The sequence below is a fragment of the Leclercia sp. W6 genome (assembly GCF_003336345.1).
In the GTDB taxonomy this organism is placed as follows: Bacteria; Pseudomonadota; Gammaproteobacteria; order Enterobacterales; family Enterobacteriaceae; genus Enterobacter.
This window is the reverse complement of sequence record NZ_CP031104.1, coordinates 2,086,038-2,109,539: the sequence shown is the minus strand read 5'-3', so window position 1 is coordinate 2,109,539 and position 23,502 is coordinate 2,086,038. Positions and strand designations below refer to the sequence as shown.

Here is a 23,502-nt window from a genome sequence, read left to right as displayed (position 1 = left end):
GAGATGGATGAACTCACCAACGCCTTATGCACCAGCAGCTTTGCCAAGGATAACGGCGTCCTCTTTTATCAGGATCAGGTCTTTGTCCGCGATGACGCCCCGGCCTTTGCTCTGCTGGAGATGCGCCGGGTGCTGGCCCGTTCGTTTACGCCGGTTGTCCTGACGCCGGAGGCGTTTGACGAGATGCTGGCCAAAATCTGGCAGCAGAACAGCGGCGTCTCCCAGCAGCTGGTGGATGACATGGACGCCGATATCGACCTGATGGCGCTCACCGAGGAGATCCCGGACAACGAGGATCTGCTGGATAACGACGAAAACTCGCCGGTGATCCGCCTGATCAACGCCATTCTGGGCGAGGCCGTGAAAGACGGCGCCTCGGATATTCATATCGAAACGTTCGAGCGTACCCTGAGCATCCGCTTTCGCGTCGACGGCGTGCTGCGCCCGGTGCTGCAACCGGCGCGCAAGCTGGCGCCACTGCTGGTATCCCGTATCAAGGTTATGTCGAAGCTCGATATCGCCGAAAAACGCCTGCCGCAGGATGGGCGTATCTCCCTGCGTATCGGGCGTAAAGCCATCGACGTGCGTGTTTCCACCATCCCCTCGCAGTACGGCGAGCGGGTGGTGATGCGTCTGCTCGATAAAAGCAATCTCAAGCCGGACATTAACAAGCTGGGTCTAATCGACGAAGAGTTACAGCAGCTGAAGGGATTAATTGGCCGTCCGCATGGCATCATTCTGGTAACCGGTCCGACCGGTTCCGGGAAAAGTACCACCCTGTACGCCATTCTGTCGGCGCTGAACGGTCATGAACGCAACATTCTCACCGTTGAAGATCCCATCGAGTATGAGCTGGAAGGGGTGGGACAAACCCAGGTTAACCCGCGCGTCGACATGACCTTTGCCCGCGGGCTGCGCGCCATTCTGCGTCAGGACCCGGACGTGGTGATGATCGGTGAAATCCGTGACGGCGAAACCGCGCAGATTGCGGTGCAGGCGTCGCTCACCGGTCACCTGGTGATGTCCACGCTGCACACCAACAGCGCGGCAGGGGCCATCACCCGCCTGCGCGATATGGGTCTGGAGTCATTTTTAATCGGTTCATCCCTGTTAGGGGTCATTGCCCAGCGTCTGGTGCGTCGGCTGTGTGTACACTGCCGGACCACCAGTCCGCTGGACGCCAATGAAAAAGCGCTGTTCAGCTTTATGGATGCGCCGCCGAAAGCGATCTACCGCGCCGTGGGCTGCGAACATTGCCGCCAGAGCGGGTATCAGGGGCGAGCCGGGATCCATGAATTCCTGGTGGTAGACAGCGCAATGCGCCGGGCCATTCACGAAGATAAAGATGAAATGTCCATCGAGACCGAACTCTTCAAACAGGCCTACAGTCTGCGTGAAAACGGCCTGCTGAAGGTGATTTCCGGCGTCACCTCCCTGGAAGAGGTCATGCGTGTCACCGCCGAGCGCGGGGGAGATGAATAATGGCGTGGTATGCGTGGACAGCCACCAGTGCGGCGGGGAAAACCCAGCGCGGCACCATGCAGGCCGAGGGGCCGAAGCAGGTTCGCCAGACATTGCGCGAGCAAAAGCTGATGCCGGTGAGCATTACGCCGACCCGCGAACCCGCGACCGCCGGGAGCACGCAGAAGGGGATCAAACTCTCCACCCCGGTGCTGTCGATGTTTACCCGTCAGCTGTCAACCCTGGTGAACGCCGCGCTGCCGCTGGAGAGCGCCCTGAAGGCGATTGCAAAGCAGTCGGAAGATAAAAAGCTGGCGGCGATGGTGACCGAGATCCGCGACAAAGTGGTGGAAGGGCACACGTTGTTCGACGCGTTCAGCCAGTTTCCGCGCACCTTCGACAAACTCTACTGCACTCTGGTGATGGCCGGGGAAAAAACCGGCCATCTCGGGGACGTGCTGGAAAAACTGGCGGAGTACAACGAACAGCGCCAGAAGATGAAAAGTAAGCTCACCCAGGCGATGGTTTACCCCATCACCCTGACGGTGGTGGCGGTGGCGGTGATCTGCATCCTGCTGGTGGCGGTGGTGCCGCAGGTGATTGAGCAGTTTACCCATATGAAACAGCAACTGCCGATCACCACCCGCACGCTGATCGCGGTGAGTGATTTCCTGCAGGCCTATGGCCTCTATATCGGCGGCGGGCTGGTCACGGCGTTTATCGGCTTTAAAAGCTGGCTTAAAAACGCCCGGAATCGCTTTGTCTGGCACCGCTGGCTGGTTAACGCCTCGCCAATCAAAAAACTGGTGTGCGCCATCAACAGCGCACGCTACATCCGCACCCTGAGTATTTTGCAGGCCAGTAGCGTGCCGCTGCTTGAGGGGATGTATATCGCCATGGACGGGATTGAGAATCTGCACGCCCGCCAGGTGCTGGAACAGGCAGCGGACACCGTGCGCCAGGGGGCCTCGTTATATGCCGCTCTGGAGCAGGCGAGATTATTCCCGCCCACCATGCTGTATATGATTGCCTCCGGCGAAGAGAGCGGCGAACTGGGTAACCTGATGGATCGCGCGGCCGAAAACCAGGAATCAGCATTACAGCATCGAATTACTTTAACGCTGTCGGTATTTGAACCGGCGCTGGTGGTCTCTATGGCGACCATTGTTCTGTTTATTGTGATGTCAATATTACAACCGCTTCTGCAACTTAATAATATGGTAGGTTAATTATGGCGATGAAACGAAAAAACCTGGCACGCCAGGCGGGCTTTACTTTGCTCGAATTAATGGTGGTCATTGTTATTCTCGGCGTGCTGGCCAGTATGGTGGTGCCGAATTTAATGGGCAATAAAGAAAAGGCGGATACCCAGAAAGCCACCAGCGATATTGTGGCGCTGGAAGGCTCGCTGGATATGTACAAGCTGGATAACCACCGTTATCCCACCACCGAACAGGGCCTGCAGGCGCTGGTCACCAAACCGGAAATCGCGCCAATCCCGAACGGCTATCGCGCCGACGGCTATATTCGCCGCCTGCCGCAGGATCCGTGGGGCAGTGATTACATTCTGGTGAGCCCGGGCGAACATGGTGCTATTGACGTATTCTCCGCAGGTCCGGACGGCGAAGCCAATACCGCAGACGATATTACCAACTGGTCGCTCGATAAAAAATAATGAACAGGCAACGCGGCTTTACTCTGCTGGAAATTATTCTCGCGCTGGTGATATTCGCCAGCTGCGCCATGATGGTGGTTTCCACAATACCGTCGCGCAGCGGCGCGGATATATTTGGCCAGCAATTAAAAGCCGTTGTTGAATATGGCTCCGACCGTGCGGTGATGGACGGAAATATTGTGGGCCTGGTAGTGACGCCGGATAAATATCAGCTGATGACGCTCAATGAAAAAAATGGCGAACGCCGCTGGGTGCCGTTAGCGCAACGCCGTATCACCACCGGGGGCGACTTCCCTGAAGGGATGCACGTCTCGCTCACCCCGCAGCGTCTGGCCGCTACGCCTGACGCCGAGCCGCAGATCGTCTTTTTACCGGACGGCGAGATGAGCCGTTTCACCCTGACGTTACAGAGTGATGATAAACAACACCATTTCCGCGTGGTGTCGCAGGGCGCGGCACCGGTTACGGTAGAGAACGATGGCTAAACGAAATGCCTCGCAGCGCGGGATGACGCTGCTGGAGGTGATGGTCGCCCTGGTGATCTTCTCCACCGCCGCGCTGGCGTTAATGAACTCTGTCTCCCTGAACGTGCGCTTTACCCACGGTCTTGCGGATACCCTCCAGGCCAGCTGGGTCGCAGAGAATCTGCTCGCCGAAGCGCAACTGACCAAAAGCGACTTCCCGGATGCAGAGCAGAAGGGGACGGAACTGATGGGCGGGCGCAACTGGAACTGGCGGATGCAGCGGGTAAAGGTTGCCGATAAGCGCTGGGCGGATGAGATCCTGGTCTATGCCGAAGGGGATGAGAGCCAGCCGGTAGTGGCGATGCGGGTTCTGCCACCGGGAGAAAAAAAATGAAAAAACGGCAAAGCCAGCGCGGCTTTACGCTGCTGGAGATCATGATTGCGCTGACCATCTTTGCGGTGATCAGCACCCTCGCCTGGCAGATCCTCGACGGCGCGATGCGCACCAGCAATGCCACCGATCGCAACGCGTCCAGGCTCAATCAGATCCAGCGCGCCTGGAGCCTGCTGGAGCGTGATTTTTTTCAGCAGCAGGCCCGCGCGCCGCGCAATGAACCCGACGTTTTTCGCCAGGATGATAACGCCATCGAACTGACCACCCTCAACGGGGTGAGTGGACATGTTCAGCTTGAGCGGGTGCGCTGGCGGTTTGAGGATCACCGGCTATGGCGCGATGTCTGGCCGACCATCGACAGCCCGGCAGACGTTAAACCCGAAGAGGTGCCGATTGTCTCTGAGGTCAAATCCGTCCAGTGGCGGTTTTTCAGCGATTCATGGCAGAAGCACTGGCGTGAGAGCGGGCATCAGCCGAACGGGGTCGAGTTAACCCTGACCATGGAGAGCGGCGACACCTGGCGCTGGGTCTTTACCACCCCAGGCGACATGCCGCAACCGCAGATTGCCGTGAAAGCGGCTGAAAAGCCCGAAGAGGCGAAGCCTTCGCCCGCTCCGGAGCAGGCGGTAGCACCGGTACCGGAAAGTCAGCCATGAACAAAATGAATCAAAGCCAGCAGCGGGGCGTTGCGCTGCTGGTGGTGCTTATCCTGCTGGTGATGATGTCGGCCCTGGCGGCCAGAATCAGCCAGCAGTTCAGCCGCAATTTACAGAAAACCCACTACCAGGTGAGCCAGCAGCAGCTGCGCTGGGCGATACAGCGCCAGGAGCAGGCGGTGAAGCAGCTGTTGCAAACCGCCGCCAGCGGTGAAAACCCACTGGAGCCGGACGGCGAGTGGCATCAACTTCTTGAGACGCAGGGGGAGTTTTACACGGTGGTGAGCCAGGTTGAGGACGCGCAGGACTGCTTTAACGTCAATAACCTGCTCGCCGTGGAGCAGGCGGCGAAGGATCAGACCACATCAGCCATACCGGAAAAATCCCGTAAGCAGCAGACGGTTGAACAGCTGCTTACCGATGCGGGGCTGGATCAGATCACCGCTGAACAGGTCTATCAACAGCTGGTGGATTACCTGGACGGCGACAGTACCACGGCGAAAGAGGCTCAGGAGACCGATGCGTGGGCAGGCGTACAGCCCGCGCGGCTTCCGGCCAACCAGATGATGCGCAACATCAGTGAAATCAGGCTGCTGCCCGCGTTTCCACCGGCGGCGTACGCTAAAGCCAGCGCGCTGCTGTGTGCCCTGCCGGATGCCGGCAGCAAGATCAACGTCAACACCCTTAAGCCTGAGCAGGCAAAACTGCTGGCGGCGCTGTTTGCCGGAAAACTGACGGAAGATGACGCCGCCCGGCTGCTCGCGTCGCGCCCGGAAGCGGGATGGGAAAACGTGGAGGCTTTCAGCAAGGCGCTGGAGCAAAACTTCCCCCAGCTGAAAGACGAGTTAACTCAGGTGGCCGAACAGGTGGCCGTCAACAGTCGCTACTTCCGGGTGAACTACACCGGCAACACCGATGATTTAACGCTGCGCGTGGTCAGTCAGCTTCAGGTTAACAGTGAAGCGGGCGAGATCGTAACCTGGCAGCGTCGTTACCGAATGATTGAATAACAAAAGCCGATACCGATGAAAAAGATACTGTTTGTTCGTCCCGATAGCCGCGAGGACGGGACTATTGCATGGTGCGAATCCGGGAGCCAGCAGGTCAATACGCTCCACGGCATGGCGGCCCTGTCGACGCTTGCGGATCATCCGCTGGCGTCGCGCGTCTGTCTGCTGCTGCCCGCGGGTGAGATGATCTTCCGTCACTTCTCCCTGCCAAAGAAAGGGCTCAGTGCTCAGGCGACGCCGTTCTCGTGGATGGCGGAGGAGACGCTGATCGGTGACGTCGACGACCTGCACTGGACGGTGTTGAATAAAAAAGGGCAGGAAGTGGATGCCGTCGCCATTGATGCCCGGCGCTTGCGCGACTGGCTCGCCTGTTTTGAGCAGGCCGGGCTGAAGGTGGTACAGGCCCTGCCTGACGCCTGGCTGCTGCCGGTCGCGGAAGGGGGAAGCACGCTGGTTGCGCTGGATAAGAGTTACTGGCTGCGCTTTTCACCGGCCAGCGCCTGTGAAGCGGATGCCTCGCTGCTGCCGCTGCTGATGGCGAAATCTCAGGCCGGGATGGTGCGCTGTTATGGTGAGGCGCCTGCCGGGATTGCGGTAGATGAATCCTTACCCTGGCAGCACCCGTTAGTGCTGATCCAGCCGCAGTGGCAAAACTGCCGGGCCAACGTGCTGCACGGTGAGTTTCATCCCCGCGGCGCCCGGGGCGGCACGCCCAAAGGGATGAAAGGGGCGATGGTTGCGCTGGCGCTGCTCAGCGTCGGACTGCTGCTGGGGCCGAGACTGGCGATGGCCCTGATGCTGGTGCAACAGGAAAACCAGCTGCAACAGGAGATCGCCACGGTCTACCAGTATCATTTCCCCAGCCTTCGCCAGCAAAGCAATATTAAGTATCACTTTGGTCAGAACCTGAAGAAAGTCACTAAAGGCGTCTTTCTGCAAATGGAGGATCTGAACAAAGCGAAGCAGGCGGTGCCGGATATAGAAATTAATCTGCTGGATTACGACAGTACGCAAAACCTCTGGACGCTCAGCGCCAGCAGCCAGAACAGCGCATCGCTGCAGACGTTCATCAACCAGAGCAGTGCGGATTTCAACTTTTCTCTGCAGCCGGTATCAACGGTCGCGCCCTTTACCGCCATGATCACGGGGAAACATAAATGAAAGAGCGTGTCGCACAGCTTAAAGCGCGGTATCAGAATTACTCTACCCGCGAAAAGCTACTGATGAAATTCTGCGCCGCGGCGCTGTGCTGTGCCGTCGTCTATTACGGCGGCATGGTTCCGCTGGATAATATGATTAAAAATAGCCAGTTAACGCTGAAGCGCCAGAGAGATACCCTTAACTGGATGCGCAGCGAAATTGATAAAAACCATCTCCAGGTGCAGCAATTAAAAACCGATAATCCGCGCAGCGTGGTGGAAAACAGCGCACACGAGATCAAGTTGCCATTGAATGATGTGCGCCAGGAGGGGCAGACGTTATCGTTTACTGTACCCCGGGTGGAGATCAATGAGCTGAAGAACTGGCTGCGCGAAATTAACGCCGCCTCAGGGATCAAGCTGGAGAAAATGAAGCTGACCTCTGTCGACCACCAGCGTGACGTCAGGGCAGAGATCCAGCTTAGCTGGAAAAAAACGGCATGACGGCCTTCGCCCTGTTCAGAGAGAGCAGCCCGGCCCTGTTCAGCCTGATGAGCGCCATTTTCGGCGCGATTATTGGCAGCTTTCTCGGCGTGGTGGCGGAGCGGATCCCGCCGATGCTGCTGGAAGATGAGGCGCGGATTAACTTACTTTTTCCGGCCTCGCACTGCCCGGCGTGCCAGCATGATTTGGCCTGGTGGGAAAATATCCCACTGGTAAGCTGGCTGGCGCTGCGCGGGCGCTGCCACCACTGCGGCAGCGCTATCCCGCTGCGCTTATGGTTACTGGAAGCCTTTACCTTCCTCTTTTTTGGCGCCACGGCCTGGTGTATGCCAGACATCCCGGCGCTCTTTTCCCTCTGGCTGCTGAGCGCTTTCTTGCTGCCGCTGGCCATCATCGACGGGCGGCATCTGCTGCTGCCGGACTGCCTGACGCAACCGCTGCTGTGGGCCGGGCTGCTGGTTCACCTTATCAGCCCGACGCTGCCCCTGCGCGATGCCATTATCGGCGCCGTGGCGGGCTACCTCTCTCTCTGGCTTATATACTGGGCGTTTCGTCTGATGACCGGTCGCGAAGGTCTGGGTTACGGTGATTTCAAGCTGCTGGCCGCGCTGGGCGCATGGTGCGGCTGGCAGGCACTGCCTGATGTACTGTTACTGGCGTCGTTAACCGGCATTGCCGGGCATCTCCTTTTTATTAAATCAGATAAAAAAGCTGCGCACATTCCTTTTGGCCCCGCTCTGGCGGTCGGAGGCGTTATTACCTTTATTTTGCAAAATTATTCGCTCATTCCCTAATTAAATCTGTCAATTATATTTTGAGATTTTTTCGACAAGGGAAACAGGTGAGCAATAATTCTTTTGCTAATACTATCTTCGTTGTAAACCGCATGTGACGTTAATTCGATAATTAAGATTAACTGAAAATATTAAAAACATTTTAAGTCATTATGTATTTAATTTTTTTAAATCCATGCTGGTTTTATTTCATGTTTAAGGAAGACATGTTTTTTAAAGTTCACGTAGAGTTATTGGGATATGAAAATGAATTTCTTTAAGCCTAAATACCTGGCGCTTTTTGTAGCAGCGGCAACCAGCCCTGTATTTGCAGCCGTTCCAGGGGTGCCATCACTGACCAGCGGCAACGACAAGTTTGCGATTGTTGAAGTTGACCAGGCCGCGCAGGACTATAACTCCCTGGTAAAAGTTCATGATGGTGCCGATGTTAAGGTTGAGTGGAACGTCTGGAGCGGCGATGCTCCGACGTCTGCAAAAGTGCTGCTGGACGGTAAAGAAGTCTGGTCTGGCGCAAGCGGCGCGACAGGCTCTGCGACCTTTAAGGTTAAGAAAGGCGGCCGTTACCAGGAGCAGGTTCAGGTATGTAACGACAGTGGCTGCAGCACCAGCGCCAGCAAACTGATCATTGTAGCGGATACCGATGGTAGCCACCTGCTGCCATTAAACACCACGCTTCATGAGAATAACAAAGCGTTCGCCAAACATACCGATAAAGTGGTTGCGGCCTATTTCCCTGAGTGGGGCGTATACGACCGTAACTTCACCGTGGATAAAATCCCGGTTGCCAACCTGAACCACATCCTTTACGGCTTCATTCCAATTTGTGGTGGTGATGGCATCAACGACAGCGCGAAATCTTCTGGTGCGCTGGAATCCCTGAAACGCGCCTGTGCTGGCCGTCAGGACTACACCGTCGCTATTCATGACCCGTGGGCTGCTCTGCAAAAACCACAGCAGGGTGTGACCGGCTGGGACGAGCCGTACAAAGGCAACTACGGCCAGCTGATGGCGATGAAAAAAGCCAACCCGAACCTGAAGATCCTGCCTTCCGTAGGCGGCTGGACTCTGTCCGATCCCTTCTTCCAGATGGACAACAAAGTGCTGCGCGACCGTTTCGTCGGCTCAGTTAAAGAGTTCCTGAAAACCTGGAAAGTGTTTGATGGCGTGGATATCGACTGGGAATTCCCGGGCGGCGGCGGCGAGAACGCCAAACTTGGCAACCCGCAGACCGACAAAGCTACCTATACCGCACTGATGCACGATCTGCGCGCGATGCTGAACGAGCTGTCAGCCGAGACAGGCCGTACTTACGAGCTGACCACCGCTATCGGCGCGGGTAGAGATAAGATCGAAGATGTCGACTACACCACTGCACAGCAGTATATCGACCATATCTTCCTGATGAGCTACGACTACTACGGCGCATGGAGTAACACCGATCTGGGTCACCAGGCGGCGCTGTACGGTGCTTCCTGGAAACCAGATACCAACTACACCACCGATAACGCCGTGAAAGCGATGCTGGACCAGAAAGTACAGCCGGGCAAAATCGTAGTGGGTGCAGCGATGTACGGTCGCGGCTGGACTGGCGTACACGGTTACACCGGCGACAACCCATTCACCGGCACCGCGACTGGCGCAATTCCGGGTACCTGGGAACCGGGTATCATTGACTACCGCGTGATTGCCAACCAGATGAAAGGCAAGTCAGGCTGGGAGTACAAATATGACAGCGCGGCAGAAGCGCCTTACCTGTTCAACAAATCCACCGGCGAGCTGGTGAGCTATGACGACGCCCGCTCGGTTGCGGCGAAAGGTAAGTACGTGCTGGACAAAAACCTCGGCGGTCTGTTCGCATGGTCTATTGAATCCGATAACGGCGATATCCTGAACGCCATGAACGAAAGCCTGTTGGGCAACGGTTCCTCTTCTGACGAGCCAGTTAACACCAACCATGCACCTGTGGCGACCGCTGCTGACCAGACCGTGACCGGTCCGGTTACTGTAACGCTGGATGGTTCTGCCTCTTCTGACCAGGATGGCGATGCGCTGACCTACAAGTGGACCCAGATTTCCGGAACCACGGTGAATATCGCGAACAGCACCTCTGCGAAAGCCACCTTTAACGTACCGGCAGTCACCCAGGACCAGACGCTCTCCTTCCGCCTGACCGTAACCGATGCTAAAGGGCTCTCCAGCACCGTGAACGTCCAGGTTGTGAACAAAGCGCCAAAAGCGAACCAGGCACCGGTCGTTAACCCAATGCAAGCCGTTACTCTGGAAGCGGGCCAGACTCAGTCCCTGCATGTTCAGGCATCCGATCCAGATGGCGATGCGCTGACCTACAGCTGGAGCGTACCGGCAGAGATGAACGCTACCGGTATCAATACCTCTAGCGTACGTATCACTGCGCCGGACGTGGCTTCTGAGACCAGCTATTCCCTGAGCGTAGTGGTAGGCGATGGCAAAGACAGCGTGCACTCCACCGTGCAGGTTATCGTCACGCCGAAAGCCGCTGAGCCTGCGGATGACGTAACGCCGCCAGCTGATGACGTTACCCCGCCTGCGGATGACGTTACGCCTCCGGCTGACGAAGACGCCGCGCCGTCCGACGAAGGTGCATCCGGTAGCTGCGATAACCCTGTCGATGCCAACGCCAGCAAATATGCCGCGTGGAGCAGCAGCAAGGTCTACAACGGTGGCGACATCGTCAGCTTCGACAACCTGGTATGGAAAGCGAAGTACTGGACTCAGGGCAACCAGCCTGGCTTCGGTGTGGATGCATGGGAGCTGGTCAGCAAGGTGAAATTCGGCTGGAAAGCTGACGTGGTTTACAACGGTGGCGATACCACAACCTATCAGGGTTCTGAGTACCGTGCGAAGTGGTGGACCCGTGGTGATAACCCAGCTAACAGCGATGTATGGGTGAAAGTAGGCGCAGCAGACTGCGAATAATCATCCTTCTCTGAGATGGCGGGCGCGATACTTGCCCGCCATCACTGACCGCGCGGTGAAGCGCGGTCAGTCCATCAGCGTCGGCCAGGTGAAGAGATGAAACGCTTTATTTTTCTGTTGTTGTTAATTAGCCAGAGCGCATTAGCCAATTGCTGGAATTCCGCAGGACAATATTACCATGTGGATCCCTGGTTATTATTTGCTATTGCGGACGTGGAGTCCGGTCTCAATCCAAACGCGGTTGGTTATAACCACGACGGTTCACGGGATGTCGGGCTGATGCAAATAAATAGTTCGCATTTTGCCGAGCTGAAAAAAAAGGGCATTGATGAATACCGGTTAATGAATGAGCCCTGTACCTCAATTATGGTCGGTGCTTCTATTCTCTCCGGGATGATTAAAGTTTACGGCTATAACTGGGAAGCGGTCGGTGCCTATAACGCGGGGCTGAAACCGGAGAACTTTCCCCAGCGCAGGATTTACGCCAGAAAAGTCTGGGCGAAATATCAAAGAATAAAACGGATGTCGCAATACCGATAATCAGGCTTTTTTTTGAAGAATATCTTGCGAGTGTTCTTCAGAAAGAAAAGGTGCTGTCCCGGGTTTATTTATTAAAGGATTAATACATAAATCGAGATCGCATTGGTTATTATCGTTTTTAACAGGAATAATGTAGATGAATAAAAGGACATTGCTAAGCATTCTGGTTGCGGGGGCGTGTGTTGCGCCAGTGATGGCACAGGCAAACATGCTCAAGGCGGAAAGCAGCGAACCCTACACGATGAAAGCCAGCGATCTGGCGAAAAAGGAGAAGGAGTTAACGGATTTTCCGCTGATGAAGTCAGTTAAAGCGACAATTCGCACCCTGGATAACGCCCAGGTGGAACTGATTGAGCCGGGTAAGGCTACCAACCCGGATAACGTGAAGCGTGTTGAAAGTATTCTGAAGGAGAGCGACTGGGAGTATCTGTTCCCGCTGCGTGCCAAAGAGTACAGCTACAGCAACTTCCTGAAAGCGGTAGGTAAATTCCCGGCGCTGTGCGACACCTACACCGATGGCCGCGACAGCCTGGCCATTTGCCGTAAAGAGCTGGCGACCATGTTTGCGCACTTCGCGCAGGAGACCGGCGGGCATGAATCCTGGCGTCCGGAAGCCGAATGGCGTCAGGCGCTGGTATACGTTCGCGAAATGGGCTGGAGCGAAGGCCAGAAGGGCGGCTATAACGGCGAATGTAACCCGGATGTCTGGCAGGGGCAGACCTGGCCGTGCGGCAAAGACAAAGACGGCGATTTCCTGAGCTACTTTGGCCGCGGCGCCAAACAGCTCTCCTACAACTATAACTACGGTCCGTTCTCGGAAGCGATGTTCGGCGACGTCCGCACGCTGCTGGACAAACCGGAGCTGGTAGCCGACACCTGGCTGAACCTGGCGAGCGCCATCTTCTTCTTCGCCTACCCGCAACCGCCGAAGCCGAGCATGCTGCAGGTTATCGACGGCACCTGGCAGCCAAACGATCATGACAAAGCTAACGGCCTGGTTCCGGGCTTCGGCGTGACCACCCAGATCATTAACGGCGGCGTGGAATGCGGCGGCCCAACTGAGATTGCCCAGTCGGAAAACCGTATCAAATACTACAAAGAGTTCGCCAACTACCTGAAAGTGCCGGTTCCGGAAAACGAAGTACTCGGCTGTGCCAACATGAAGCAGTTTGATGAAGGCGGCGCCGGTGCTCTGAAAATTTACTGGGAACAGGACTGGGGATGGAGCGCGGATACGCCAGACGGCAAGACCTACGCCTGTCAGCTGGTGGGTTATCAGACGCCATTCAGCGCATTTAAAGAGGGCGACTACACCAAGTGCGTGCAGAAGTTCTTTAACGTGAATATCATCAATGACGACGGCTCTGCGGTTAACCCAAGCGATAACACGCCTGCGGACAATACCCCGGCAGATAATACGCCAGCGGATAACACCCCGGCTGACAACACGCCTGCGGATAATACGCCAGCAGATGAGACGCCAGCTGTGACCAACCATGCGCCGGTTGCGGTCATTTCCGGCCCGGTTGGTGCGGTTGACGCGGGTGCGCAGGTCTCCCTGAGCGCTGAAGGCTCCACTGACGAAGATGGCAACAAACTGACCTACACCTGGCGCTCCCAGGACGGCCAGACCGTCTCCGGTGAAGACAAAGCGGTAGTGACCTTTACTGCGCCTGAAGCAGCAACGGCTCAGCAGATTGAAGTGAGCCTGACCGTCAGCGATGGCGAACTGAGCGACACCACGACTTACCTGCTGAACGTGAAAGCGAAAGCGCAGACCCCGTCAGGTGATGAAGGCTCAGACACTTACGCGGCGTGGAGCGCTAACAGCAAGTACAACGCAGGGGATATCGTGAACAACCACGGTAAACTCTTCCAGTGCAAGCCATTCCCGTACAGCGGCTGGTGTAACAGCGCCTCGGCTTACTATGAACCAGGCGTAGGCCTGGCATGGGCAGACGCCTGGACCGCACTTTAATAGCAAAACGGCAACCTCAGGGTTGCCGTTTTTTTTTGCTCTGCCGCGCGCCGGGCTTTAGCGATGTAACTTCCCGTGATCCCGCAGCCAGGCTGCGGTGCGCACAATCCCCTCATCCAGCGTCACCAGCGGCTTATAGCCCAGCTCACTCTCAGCGCGTTGCGTATCGAGGGTAAAATCAAAGTTCAGTTTCGACACCCCGTAGTGCGTCAGCATCGGCTCTTTGGCGGCCTTATTCCCCAGCCGCTCCATGCTGCGGGCAATAATATCCAGCATCGGGTAGGGCACGGAGCGGATCCGGCAGTGAATGTTCAGCTCGTCGATCAGCTTTTGCACAATGCTGCGCAGCGAGCGCGGCTCACCGTTGGTGATGTTGTATGCCCGGCCGGATGGCAGCCCGTCGCACTCACGCTGGCTGGCCAGCCACATGGCATGAATGGCGTTGTCGTAATAGGTCATGTCCACCAGCGCATCCCCGCCGCGCGGCAGCAGCACGCTGCCGTAGTGGTGCATCATCTGCGCCAGGCGCGGGATAAACACTTTGTCGTGCGGGCCAAACAGGCTCTGCGGACGCAGAATGGTAAAACGGGTGTGCGGGTTAGACTGCGCCAGCAGATCGATCACCTCTTCGCTTGCGGCTTTACTGCGGGCAAATTCGCAGGCGAAGCGCGCCGGACGGAAATCTTCCTGGATGTCGCGATGGTGGTGATAGTCGAAATAGAGCGACGGCGAGGAGATATGCACGAAGTTACGCACGCCCCAGGCCACGGCCCACTCCCCCAGACGGCGGGTGGCGCGCACGTTTGCCAGGTCGAACGCTTCCTGAGTTCCCCATGGTGAGGTAAAGCTGGAGCAGTGCCACAGCGTATCGATTCCGGCCAGCATCACTTTTGCCTGGGAAGAGACCAGTTCCGTCAGGTCGGCATGGACAAACTCTGCGCCCATTTTTTGCAGCAATTTACCCATCGCTTCATTACGACCGGTGGCCCGGACGCTGACGCCTTTATTGCGCAAAAACTCCACCGCGTTGCGGCCTAAGCCGCTGGTGGCGCCGGTAACCAGTACCTTCATATCGATCCACTGTATTGAAAGAATTTCGTGCGCATTCTTCCGTGAATTACGCCTGTATGCAATGGGAAACGTGAAAGATTCAGAGTTTTAATTAGTCTTTTTCTTTGTTTTGTTCTGCCAGAAAAACAATACGCCGGGCCATTCCCCGGAAGATAAACAGGTGCGCCGGGATCATCAGCAGCCAGTAGAACAGGCCAGGCATGCCGTGCGGATGCCACCAGGCGCGCACGTCCAGCTCCCGGTGGTCGCCTTTGTCCTTCAGGGTAAAGCACAATCGCCCGAGACCGGGGGCTTTCATGCCAAACAGCAGCGCCAGCTGCTTTTCAGGTTCAACGATAATCACCTTCCAGCTGTCAACGGTATCGCCGGTTTGCAAATATGGCGCGGCCGGACGGCCTTTCGCCAGCCTGTGCCCGACGAGCCGATCCATCATCGCCCGGGTTTGCCACAGCGCGTTGCCAAAGAAGTAGCGCTCTTTACCGCCGATCTGGTTCACCACTTTCCAGAGCGCGCTGAGGCTGGCGGCGGTTTTCACCGTGCATCCGGCCTGTTTCGGGTAGTAACCATATTCCGGACGCCAGCGGGCGAAAGCCTGGGCGTCGTAGCCCCAGTCGCTGGAGTTCACCAGCTTCTCTTCTTCTTTTAGCGTATTGCGCACCGCGTCATCGAAGCGAATGAGTTCCTGCGGGATCAGCGCCCGCAGCGCGCGGTCGTCCGCCAGCAGATCGTGTTTTAGCCCCTGGATTAGGGCTTTGGCGGTGGTCGGTGGCACGGAGGTGATGACATTCAAAAACCACACCGAAATCCAGCGGGTCGGGAAGGGGATGGGGATCAGCGGGCGACGACGGCCACTCACCGCCATAAAATGTTCGAACTGCTGCTGATAGCTCAGCACCTCGGGCCCGGCAGCCTCCAGCACCCGGTGCTCTGTGGCCGGGTGACTGAGCAGTTCCACCAGATAGTGCAACAGGTTCTCCAGCGCAATCGGCGTGGTGCGCGAGCGCACCCAGCGCGGCGGGGTTAGCACAGGCAGGTTATAGACCATGTCGCGCATCACCTCGAAGGCGGCAGAACCGGCGCCAACGATGATCCCGGCCCGCAGTTCGGTAAGCGGGATCCCGGCGCTGCGCAGGGTGTCGGCGGTAAGCTGCCGGGCACGCAGATGGTCGGACTGCTCATGCTCGGGTGCCTGTAACGAACTAAGGAAGATAATCTGCTTAACCGGGTGTTCCAGCAGCAGATCCCGCACGTTCATCGCCACCTGGCGCTCGTGGGCGATAAAGTCGCCCCCTTCGCCCATGCTGTGTACCAGATAGTAAAGGGTATCCACCCCCTTCAGCAGCGCCGCCAGCGTCTGCGGCCAGTTGAGGTCGATAGCATGGCAGGTGACGTTGGGCAGGGCCTGCTTTTGCAGGCGCTCGATGCTGCGTGCCGCAGCCCGTACCTGATGCCCGTGTGCGCTCAGGGCGGCCACCAGATGTTGACCGATATACCCGCTGGCACCGAGCACCAGAATACGTTGCGGCAAGAGGACTCCTTAGCGCTGCAAAAATGCCTGCCAGTGGGCAACCACTTCTGCCAGCTGCTCGCGGTTGACGTCGAGATGCATCACCAGACGTACTACCGGCGCGGCGTTAATCAGTACGCCACGCGCCTTCATAAACTCGCCCAGCGCCGCGGCGTGTTCCTCTCCGACACGGACAAACAGCATGTTGGTGTCGTGACGCATGACATCAGCGCCGATCTCGCGCAGCTGCACGGCCATCCACGCAGCGTTGTCGTGATCGTCCTTCAGACGGGCAACATTATTTTTCAGGGCGTACAGACCCGCCGCGGCAAGGATCCCGGCCTGGCGCATGCCGCCGCCGGTCATTTTGCGCCAGCGGTTGGCGCGCTTGATGTAGTCGGCGTTGCCCACCAGCAGGGAGCCCACCGGCGTGCCCAGCCCTTTGGAGAGACAAATGGTGAACGAGTCGCAATATTGCGTAATCTCTTTCAGCTCGCAGCCATACTCCACCACGGCGTTGAAGATGCGCGCGCCGTCGACGTGCAGCCCCAGTTTCCGCTCGCGGGTAAATTCCCACGCCGCTTTCAGGTAGTCGCGCGGCAGCACTTTGCCGTTATGGGTGTTTTCGAGGCTGAGCAATTTAGTGCGGGCGAAGTGAATGTCGTCGGCTTTGATTTTAGCCGCCACCTTGTCCAGCGGCAGGGAGCCGTCGGGGGCGGCATCGATAGGCTGCGGCTGAATGCTGCCGAGCACCGCCGCGCCGCCCGCTTCGTACAGATAGTTATGCGCCCCCTGGCCGACGATATACTCTTCGCCGCGCTCGCAGTGGCTGAGCAGCGCCACCAGGTTCGCCTGGGTGCCGGTGGGCAGGAACAGGGCGGCCTCGTGGCCGCTCAGTTCGGCGGCATAGCGCTGAAGTTCGTTAACGGTGGGGTCATCGCCATAGACGTCGTCCCCGACCGGCGCGGCCAGCATCTCCTTGAGCATGGCCTGCGTCGGGCGGGTTACGGTATCGCTACGTAAATCAATCATTTCACATCCCTATAGTTTAAAAGGTGATGTGAAATGTTTTACCTGAGCCAGTTGGTTTTTGCCAGCTCCAAAACTTCGTCACCGCGACCACTAATAATGGCGCGCAGCATGTACAGACTAAAGCCCTTCGCCTGTTCCAGTTTGATCTGCGGCGGAATAGCCAGCTCCTCTTTGGCCACCACCACATCCACCAGTACCGGGCCGTCGGTGGCAAAGGCACGCTGCAAGGCCTCATCCACCTCTGAGGCTTTCTCCACGCGGATACCGGTAATGCCGCAGGCTTCGGCGATGGCGGCGAAGTTGGTGTCGTGCAGATCCGTACCGTCGGTCAGATAGCCTCCGGCTTTCATCTCCATCGCCACAAAGCCCAGCACGCTGTTGTTAAAGACGATGATTTTGATCGGCAGTTTCATCTGCGCCACTGAAAGGAAGTCGCCCATCAGCATGCTGAAGCCGCCGTCGCCGCACATCGCCACCACCTGACGGTCCGGCGCGGTGGCTTTCGCCCCCAGCGCCTGCGGCATGGCGTTAGCCATTGAGCCGTGGTTAAACGACCCCAGCAGGCGGCGCTTGCCGTTCATTTTCAGGTAACGCGCCGCCCAGACGGTGGGGGTACCCACGTCACAGGTAAAGATGGCGTCTTCGTCGGCGTAACGGCTGATCTGCTGGGCCAGATACTGCGGGTGCAGCGCCTTATCGCTGGGTTTCGCCTTGTCATCCAGCCCTTTGCGGGCATCGCGATAATCGCTCAGGGCCTTGTCCAGGAAGGTGCGATCGGTCTTCTCCTCCAGCAGCGGCATAAGTGCGCTCAGGGTCGCCTTGATGTCGCCCACCAGCGCCATGTCCACTTTGCTGTGCGCCCCGATGCTGGCGGGGTTAATGTCGATCTGGATAATTTTGGCGTCAGTCGGGTAGAAGGCGCGATAGGGGAACTGGGTCCCGAGCAGCACCAGGGTGTCGGCATTCATCATGGTGTGGAACCCGGAGGAGAAGCCAATTAGTCCGGTCATCCCCACGTCGTACGGATTATCGTACTCCACGTGCTCTTTCCCGCGCAGGGCGTGAACAATCGGCGCCTTCAGGGTGCCGGCAAATTCCAGCAGCTCTTCATGGGCCCCGGCGCAGCCGCTGCCGCACATCAGGGCGATATTGCTGGAATAGCGCAGCAGCTGGGCCAGTTTTTTCAGCTCAGCGAGGGCGGGGGTCACCACCGGCTGGGGCGCGGGATACCAGTGGGTGCTGGCACTTTCCGGCGCCGCCTGCAGCGCCACGTCGCCTGGCAGCACAATCACCGAGACGCCGCGCTTCAGAATGGCGTTGCGCATCGCCAGGGCCAGCACCTGGGGGATCTGCTCAGGGGAGGAGACCAGTTCACAGTAGTGGCTGCATTCACGGAACAGCTCCTGCGGATGCGTCTCCTGAAAATAGCCGCTGCCAATCTCGCTCGACGGAATATGTGCGGCGATAGCCAGCACCGGGACATGGTTACGGTGACAATCAAACAGACCGTTGATCAGGTGCAGGTTGCCAGGCCCGCACGAGCCCGCACAGACCGCCAGCTCTCCGGTAAGTTGGGCTTCTGCCCCGGCGGCGAACGCGGCGACCTCCTCATGGCGGGTCGGCATCCATTCGATGGTGCCCATTCGGTTCAGGCTGTCGCTCAGACCGTTGAGGGAATCCCCGGTAACACCCCAGATCCGTTTTACCCCGGCCTGTTCCAGCATTTTCGCAATATAGTTCGCCACGGTTTGTTTCATGGTAGTCCATCTCCTGAATGTGATAACGCTTTCAAGCTTAGATGAAACTCACCGCTATGCCTGTTTATTCCCCCTGATTAATAGTTGCTTTCAAAGTGCAATATTTCGTCATATCCTGCGGCGGTAAATATTAAAAACCGGAGTAAATTCAGATGGTTAAATCATTGTTAATAGCTGTTAATAAAACGCTAATGCATGACGATTTTGGCAGGCTGTTGCTGCGTCTGGCAGTGGGGGGGCTGATGCTCTTTCATGGACTGCATAAGGCTATTGACGGGGTTGGGGGAATTGCAGGCATGCTGGTGGCGAAAGGACTGCCGGGCTTTATTGCCTATGGGGTGCTGATTGGCGAAGTGGTGGCACCGATCCTGATTATCCTCGGTATTCTTACCCGTCCGGCGGCGCTGGTATTAGCTTTCACCATGGTGGTGGCGTGGCTGATGGTGGGCACAGGCAAAACCTTCGCGCTGGATGCAGTAGGGGCATGGGCGATTGAGAGTCTGATCTACTTCTTCGTTGGCGCGCTGGCCGTGGCATTTTTAGGGGCAGGGCGGTTTGCAGTGGTGAGCGATCCGGCGTGGAAGTAACTCCTCTGCGACGGTAATGCCGGGCGGCACTGCGTTTGCCCGGCCTACGGTTCGCGGTCTTTTGTCGGCCCGGTAAGCGTAGCGCCACCGGGCGTTCGGAGTACGGTTTTGTAGGCCCGGTAAGCGTAGCGCCACCGGGCTTTTTATCAGGCCAGCACCAGATCCCCCTGCGGATGGCAGGAGCAGGCCAGCACATAGCCTTCCGCCACTTCGGCATCCGTCAGCGTCATGGTGCTGGTAACGGTATAGTTCCCGTCCACCACTTTTGTTTTACAGCAGCCGCACACGCCTGCACGACAGGCAGCCACCACCGGCACGTTATTGCTCTCCAGCGCCTCCAGCAGCGTGCTGCCCACGCGGCCAAAGAAGGTTTTCGCAGGCTGCAATTTAGTGAATTTCAGCCCGCTGGTGGCGGCTTCCGCGACCGGAGTAAAGAACTGCTCTTTAAAGAAGCGGGTCACGCCCAGGGCCTTCACCTCTTCTTCCACGATCTCCATATACGGCGCCGGGCCACAGGTCATCACCGTGCGGGAGGCGATGTCCGGTACGCTTTGCAGCAGTTCGCGGCTCAGGCGACCGGCGACAAACCCCTCTGTGGCGTTGTTTTCCGCCACCAGGGTAACCGGGTAGTGACGCCATTCGTCTGCAAAAATGACATCCTGCGGCGAGCGCACGCTGAAGATCACCGCCACGTCAGCCTGCGGGCGATTCTTCGCCAGCCAGCGACGCATCGACATCACCGGCGTGACGCCGCAGCCGGCGGCCAGCAGCAGGAATTTGTCGTCCGGCTTATCGTCGCAGGTAAAATCTCCCTGCGCGTCAGAGAGCCAGATGTAATCCCCACGCTTCACCTCACCTGTCAGCCACTGTGAGCCTGCCCCCTCATCAATGCGACGAACTGTCAGCGTTATGTACTCGCTGATGCCCGGCGTTGAGGAGATCGTGTACGCCCGCAGCGTCTCTGCGGAGTGACGCACGCTGACCAGCGCATACTGCCCGGCACGGTAAGGATAATAGTCGTGACACAGCAGCGAAATCGTCCAGACATCGGGCGTTTCCTGATGGATGTGGTGAACCTGCATCCGCCATGGGCACTGTTGGGTTGGCATCGTCATACTTTTACTCCTTACGCGCTCAGCAGTTGCTTCATATCGTCTTCAACGGTGGTCACGGAACGCAGACCGAACTTCTCGTTGAGGACCGCCAGCAGATCCGGGGTAAAGAAGCCAGGCGCCGTCGGGCCGGTGACGATGTTTTTCACGCCCAGCGAGAGCAGGGTCAGCAGGATCACAATCGCTTTCTGTTCGAACCAGGAGAGCACCAGCGACAGCGGCAGATCGTTTACGCCGCAGCCCAGTTTTTCCGCCAGGGTGACCGCGAGGATGATGGCTGAGTAGGCATCGTTACACTGACCGGCGTCGATCAGGCGCGGCAGTCCTTCGATATCGCCGAACTCCAGCTTGTTGAAGCGGTACTTACCGCAGGCCAGGGTCAGGATCAGGCAGTCGTCCGGTACGCTGGTGGCGAAGTCGGTGAAGTAATTACGTTCCCCGCGCGCGCCGTCGCAGCCGCCCACCAGGAAGATGTGACGCAGTTTTTCGCGGCTCACCAGGTCAATCAGGGAATCCGCCGCACCCAGCAGGGTCTGGCGACCGAAACCGACGGTGATCAGGTGTGGGATTTCACTGTAGGGGAAGCCCGCCATCTGCTGGGCCTGAGCAATCACCGGCCCAAAATCGTCACCTTCGAGGTGGCTCACGCCCGGCCAGCCGACGATGCTGCGGGTCCAGATACGGTCATCGTAAGCGCCAACGGTAGGGTCGATGATGCAGTTCGAGGTCATCACGATCGGGCCCGGGAAGCGGGCGAATTCCACCTGCTGATTCTGCCAACCGCTGCCGTAGTTCCCGATCAGATGTTTGAATTTACGCAGTTCCGGGTAGCCGTGGGCGGGCAGCATCTCGCCGTGGGTGTATACGTTAACGCCGGTGCCATCGGTCTGCTCCAGCAGGTTGTAGAGATCTTTCAGGTCGTGACCGGAGATCAGGATGCACTTGCCTTCGGTCGCTTTGACGTTGACCTGCGTCGGGGTCGGGTGGCCGTATTTGGTGGTTTCACCGGCGTCCAGGATGCTCATCACTTTGAAGTTCATCTGGCCGATCTCCATGGAACACTCCAGCAGGGCGTTCATGTCGGAAGGCCAGGTGCCGAGCCACGCCATAATTTTGTGGTACTGGGCGTAGATGTCGTTGTCGTACTGATCCAGGACGTGGGCGTGTTCCATATAGGCCGCGGCCCCTTTCAGGCCGTACAGGCAGAGCAGACGCAGACCGAGAATGTTCTCGCCAATCGACGCTTTGTCTTTGTTCGGGGTAAATTCAGCCGCCTGGCGCTGCAGATCGCCCAGATCGTCGCTGACCAGCTGCAGGTCGGCCATCGGGTTGTCGACACGGGCGCTGGCATCCACATTCAGGCACTGCGCTTTCAGGGCTTCACGCAGGGCGATGGCTTCGCGGGCGTAGCCCACAATGCGCGGGGAGTCGAAGTTCACGTTAGTCAGGGTAGAGAAAAACGCGCGCGGGGCGAAGTGATCAACGTAGTGGTCGATGATGCCATATTCCCGGGCTTTAACTGCCCAGGCGGATAAACCCTGCAGGGAGGCAATCAATAAATCCTGCAGATCGGAGGTTTCTGCGGTTTTACCGCACATGCCCTGTGCGTAAGAGCAGCCGTTGCCAGCTGGGGTACGGATGGTTTGTTCACATTGCACACAAAACATAATCACACCTGTTAAAGTTATATTTTAGATACATCTTTAAGGTTATGCCTGCGGCGATACGGTGAAAAGGGCTTTCTGCTACAAAATAGAGGGTTATTGATTTAGCGCAATTTTGGCGGCAGCAGGCTACCGCCAAAGAAGTATCAGGCTGAGAAGAACGCCATCATGACGGGCACCAGCAGGCTTAAAATAAAGCCGTGAACGATGGCGGCAGGTACCATCTCCAGCCCGCCCGAGCGTTGCAGCACCGGCAGGGTGAAGTCCATTGAGGTGGCACCGCACAGCCCCAGCGCCGTGGAGCGACTGTGGCGCACCAGACCCGGGATCAGCATGATGGCGATCAGCTCGCGCCCCAGATCGTTAAAGAAGGCGGCGCTGCCAATGACCGGACCGAAAGACTCGGTTAACAGAATGCCGGAAAGCGAATACCAGCCAAAACCGGAGGCCATCGCCAGGGCGGTATTCAGCGGCAGGTCAAGAATAAAGGCGTTAATCACCCCGCCAATCAGCGAACTGCCCACCACGATCACCGCCACTATCATGCCGCGACGGTTGAGAACGATCTGTTTTAAGGTCATGCCATTATTTCGCAGCTGAATACCAATAAGGAACAGCAGGAAGATCAGCGTATATTCACTGGCCTCGGTGGCGTGCTGCAAAAAAGAGAATCCCGTCAGCCCCAGCAGAAAACCGAGCACTACCACGCCGCATAATTTTAATGACTCCAGCGCCATGGCAATACGTGAAGGCAATTTTTCCTGATGGTGATGGTTTTTCCACGGAATAGCGCGCTCCAGCCAGAACAGGGCCGCGATATTGCAGAGCAAAATAACGGTCATCGTAATAATGGAATAGTGCAGGATAGAGAGCAGATTGGTGGCAAGATTATCGAGGAAGGCGAGGCTGATCCCCATAAAAAAGAGAATGACGTAGACAATCCCGCTCAAAAGACGATTGATCAGTTTTAACGCTGACAGCTGATGAAGAGGAATGAGATAACCCACGATCAGTGGGAGCAGAATGATTAAGAGTCCTGAAAACATGAACAACCGGTCCTGTATTTGAGTGGCGCTGAGACACTACCCAATTCAGACGGTTCAGTAAAGGTGAAAACAGTGCCGGGCGACGCTTCGCTTGCCCGGCCTACGAAATGCTGTCCCGTAGGCCGGGTAAGGCGAAGCTGCCACCCGGCACCACAC

21 protein-coding genes are annotated in these 23,502 nt (G+C 57.5%); 14 read left to right on the top strand and 7 right to left on the bottom strand.

Features of this window, described 5'->3' with window-relative positions; genetic code table 11:
• Window positions 1-3 precede the first annotated feature (3 nt).
• The 13 genes from gspE (at window position 4) to DVA43_RS10300 (ending at window position 13,570) form a co-directional block, all read left to right on the top strand.
• A complete protein-coding gene (gspE, locus tag DVA43_RS10360) occupies window positions 4-1,482 on the top strand; it encodes a type II secretion system ATPase GspE (protein WP_114315486.1) in 1,479 nt (492 codons plus the stop codon).
• On the top strand, window positions 1,482-2,690 hold the full coding sequence (gspF, locus tag DVA43_RS10355) for a type II secretion system inner membrane protein GspF (protein ID WP_114315485.1): 1,209 nt from the start codon (window positions 1,482-1,484) through the stop codon (window positions 2,688-2,690). Before gspE ends, gspF begins: the two co-directional genes overlap by 1 nt.
• A 2-nt stretch (window positions 2,691-2,692) precedes the next feature.
• Complete coding sequence (gene gspG / locus DVA43_RS10350) at window positions 2,693-3,136, top strand: type II secretion system major pseudopilin GspG (RefSeq protein WP_103823420.1); 444 nt, start codon at window positions 2,693-2,695, stop codon at window positions 3,134-3,136.
• On the top strand, window positions 3,136-3,621 hold the full coding sequence (gspH, locus tag DVA43_RS10345) for a type II secretion system minor pseudopilin GspH (protein WP_114315484.1): 486 nt from the start codon (window positions 3,136-3,138) through the stop codon (window positions 3,619-3,621). The genes gspG and gspH overlap by 1 nt, the downstream gene beginning before the upstream one ends.
• Window positions 3,614-3,994, top strand: a complete 381-nt coding sequence (gene gspI / locus DVA43_RS10340; RefSeq protein ID WP_114315483.1) for a type II secretion system minor pseudopilin GspI — start codon at window positions 3,614-3,616, stop codon at window positions 3,992-3,994. The genes gspH and gspI overlap by 8 nt, the downstream gene beginning before the upstream one ends.
• The gene (gspJ, locus tag DVA43_RS10335) at window positions 3,991-4,650 is read left to right on the top strand and encodes a type II secretion system minor pseudopilin GspJ (RefSeq protein ID WP_103823417.1); all 660 of its coding nucleotides are present in this window, start codon (window positions 3,991-3,993) and stop codon (window positions 4,648-4,650) included. Before gspI ends, gspJ begins: the two co-directional genes overlap by 4 nt.
• Complete coding sequence (gspK, locus tag DVA43_RS10330; RefSeq protein WP_114315482.1) at window positions 4,647-5,660, top strand: type II secretion system minor pseudopilin GspK; 1,014 nt, start codon at window positions 4,647-4,649, stop codon at window positions 5,658-5,660. Before gspJ ends, gspK begins: the two co-directional genes overlap by 4 nt.
• 15 nt (window positions 5,661-5,675) lie before the next feature.
• Complete coding sequence (gspL, locus tag DVA43_RS10325; protein WP_114315481.1) at window positions 5,676-6,821, top strand: type II secretion system protein GspL; 1,146 nt, start codon at window positions 5,676-5,678, stop codon at window positions 6,819-6,821.
• Window positions 6,818-7,303, top strand: coding sequence for a type II secretion system protein GspM (gspM, locus tag DVA43_RS10320; RefSeq protein ID WP_114315480.1), 486 nt, complete (start codon window positions 6,818-6,820; stop codon window positions 7,301-7,303). The genes gspL and gspM overlap by 4 nt, the downstream gene beginning before the upstream one ends.
• Complete coding sequence (locus tag DVA43_RS10315) at window positions 7,300-8,097, top strand: A24 family peptidase (protein WP_114315479.1); 798 nt, start codon at window positions 7,300-7,302, stop codon at window positions 8,095-8,097. The genes gspM and DVA43_RS10315 overlap by 4 nt, the downstream gene beginning before the upstream one ends.
• A gap of 246 nt (window positions 8,098-8,343) precedes the next feature.
• The gene (locus tag DVA43_RS10310; RefSeq protein ID WP_114317119.1) at window positions 8,344-11,052 is read left to right on the top strand and encodes a glycosyl hydrolase family 18 protein; all 2,709 of its coding nucleotides are present in this window, start codon (window positions 8,344-8,346) and stop codon (window positions 11,050-11,052) included.
• Between the two features lie 96 nt (window positions 11,053-11,148).
• The gene (iagB, locus tag DVA43_RS10305; protein WP_103823412.1) at window positions 11,149-11,592 is read left to right on the top strand and encodes a type III secretion system invasion protein IagB; all 444 of its coding nucleotides are present in this window, start codon (window positions 11,149-11,151) and stop codon (window positions 11,590-11,592) included.
• 136 nt (window positions 11,593-11,728) lie between these two features.
• A complete protein-coding gene (locus tag DVA43_RS10300; RefSeq protein ID WP_114315478.1) occupies window positions 11,729-13,570 on the top strand; it encodes a glycoside hydrolase family 19 protein in 1,842 nt (613 codons plus the stop codon).
• A gap of 57 nt (window positions 13,571-13,627) precedes the next feature.
• On the opposite strand, the gene DVA43_RS10295 is transcribed toward DVA43_RS10300, so the two are convergent.
• The 4 genes from DVA43_RS10295 to poxB form a co-directional block, all read right to left on the bottom strand.
• Window positions 13,628-14,641 (bottom strand): NAD(P)-dependent oxidoreductase, encoded by a 1,014-nt coding sequence (locus tag DVA43_RS10295; protein ID WP_103178888.1) that lies wholly within the window; start codon window positions 14,639-14,641, stop codon window positions 13,628-13,630.
• 91 nt (window positions 14,642-14,732) lie between these two features.
• Entirely contained in the window at window positions 14,733-16,169 is a 1,437-nt protein-coding gene (locus DVA43_RS10290; RefSeq protein ID WP_114315477.1) for an SDR family oxidoreductase, read from the bottom strand.
• Between the two features lie 9 nt (window positions 16,170-16,178).
• On the bottom strand, window positions 16,179-17,180 hold the full coding sequence (gene ltaE / locus DVA43_RS10285; RefSeq protein ID WP_114315476.1) for a low-specificity L-threonine aldolase: 1,002 nt from the start codon (window positions 17,178-17,180) through the stop codon (window positions 16,179-16,181).
• 38 nt (window positions 17,181-17,218) lie between these two features.
• Window positions 17,219-18,937: a ubiquinone-dependent pyruvate dehydrogenase gene (poxB, locus tag DVA43_RS10280; RefSeq protein WP_103823407.1), complete on the bottom strand. Its 1,719-nt coding sequence runs from the start codon at window positions 18,935-18,937 to the stop codon at window positions 17,219-17,221.
• 152 nt (window positions 18,938-19,089) lie between these two features.
• Between poxB and DVA43_RS10275 the strand changes: the two genes are divergently transcribed.
• Complete coding sequence (locus DVA43_RS10275; RefSeq protein ID WP_114315475.1) at window positions 19,090-19,524, top strand: DoxX family protein; 435 nt, start codon at window positions 19,090-19,092, stop codon at window positions 19,522-19,524.
• A gap of 146 nt (window positions 19,525-19,670) precedes the next feature.
• Here DVA43_RS10275 and hcr read toward each other — a convergent pair whose 3' ends face one another.
• From hcr to DVA43_RS10260, 3 genes are all read right to left on the bottom strand, one after another.
• Window positions 19,671-20,639 (bottom strand): NADH oxidoreductase, encoded by a 969-nt coding sequence (gene hcr, locus DVA43_RS10270; protein ID WP_114315474.1) that lies wholly within the window; start codon window positions 20,637-20,639, stop codon window positions 19,671-19,673.
• A gap of 11 nt (window positions 20,640-20,650) precedes the next feature.
• Window positions 20,651-22,303, bottom strand: coding sequence for a hydroxylamine reductase (hcp, locus tag DVA43_RS10265; protein WP_114315473.1), 1,653 nt, complete (start codon window positions 22,301-22,303; stop codon window positions 20,651-20,653).
• 143 nt (window positions 22,304-22,446) lie between these two features.
• Window positions 22,447-23,346 carry a lysine exporter LysO family protein gene (locus DVA43_RS10260; protein WP_114315472.1) on the bottom strand — a complete coding sequence of 300 codons (900 nt, stop codon included), beginning with the start codon at window positions 23,344-23,346 and terminating at the stop codon, window positions 22,447-22,449.
• Window positions 23,347-23,502: the final 156 nt, after the last annotated feature.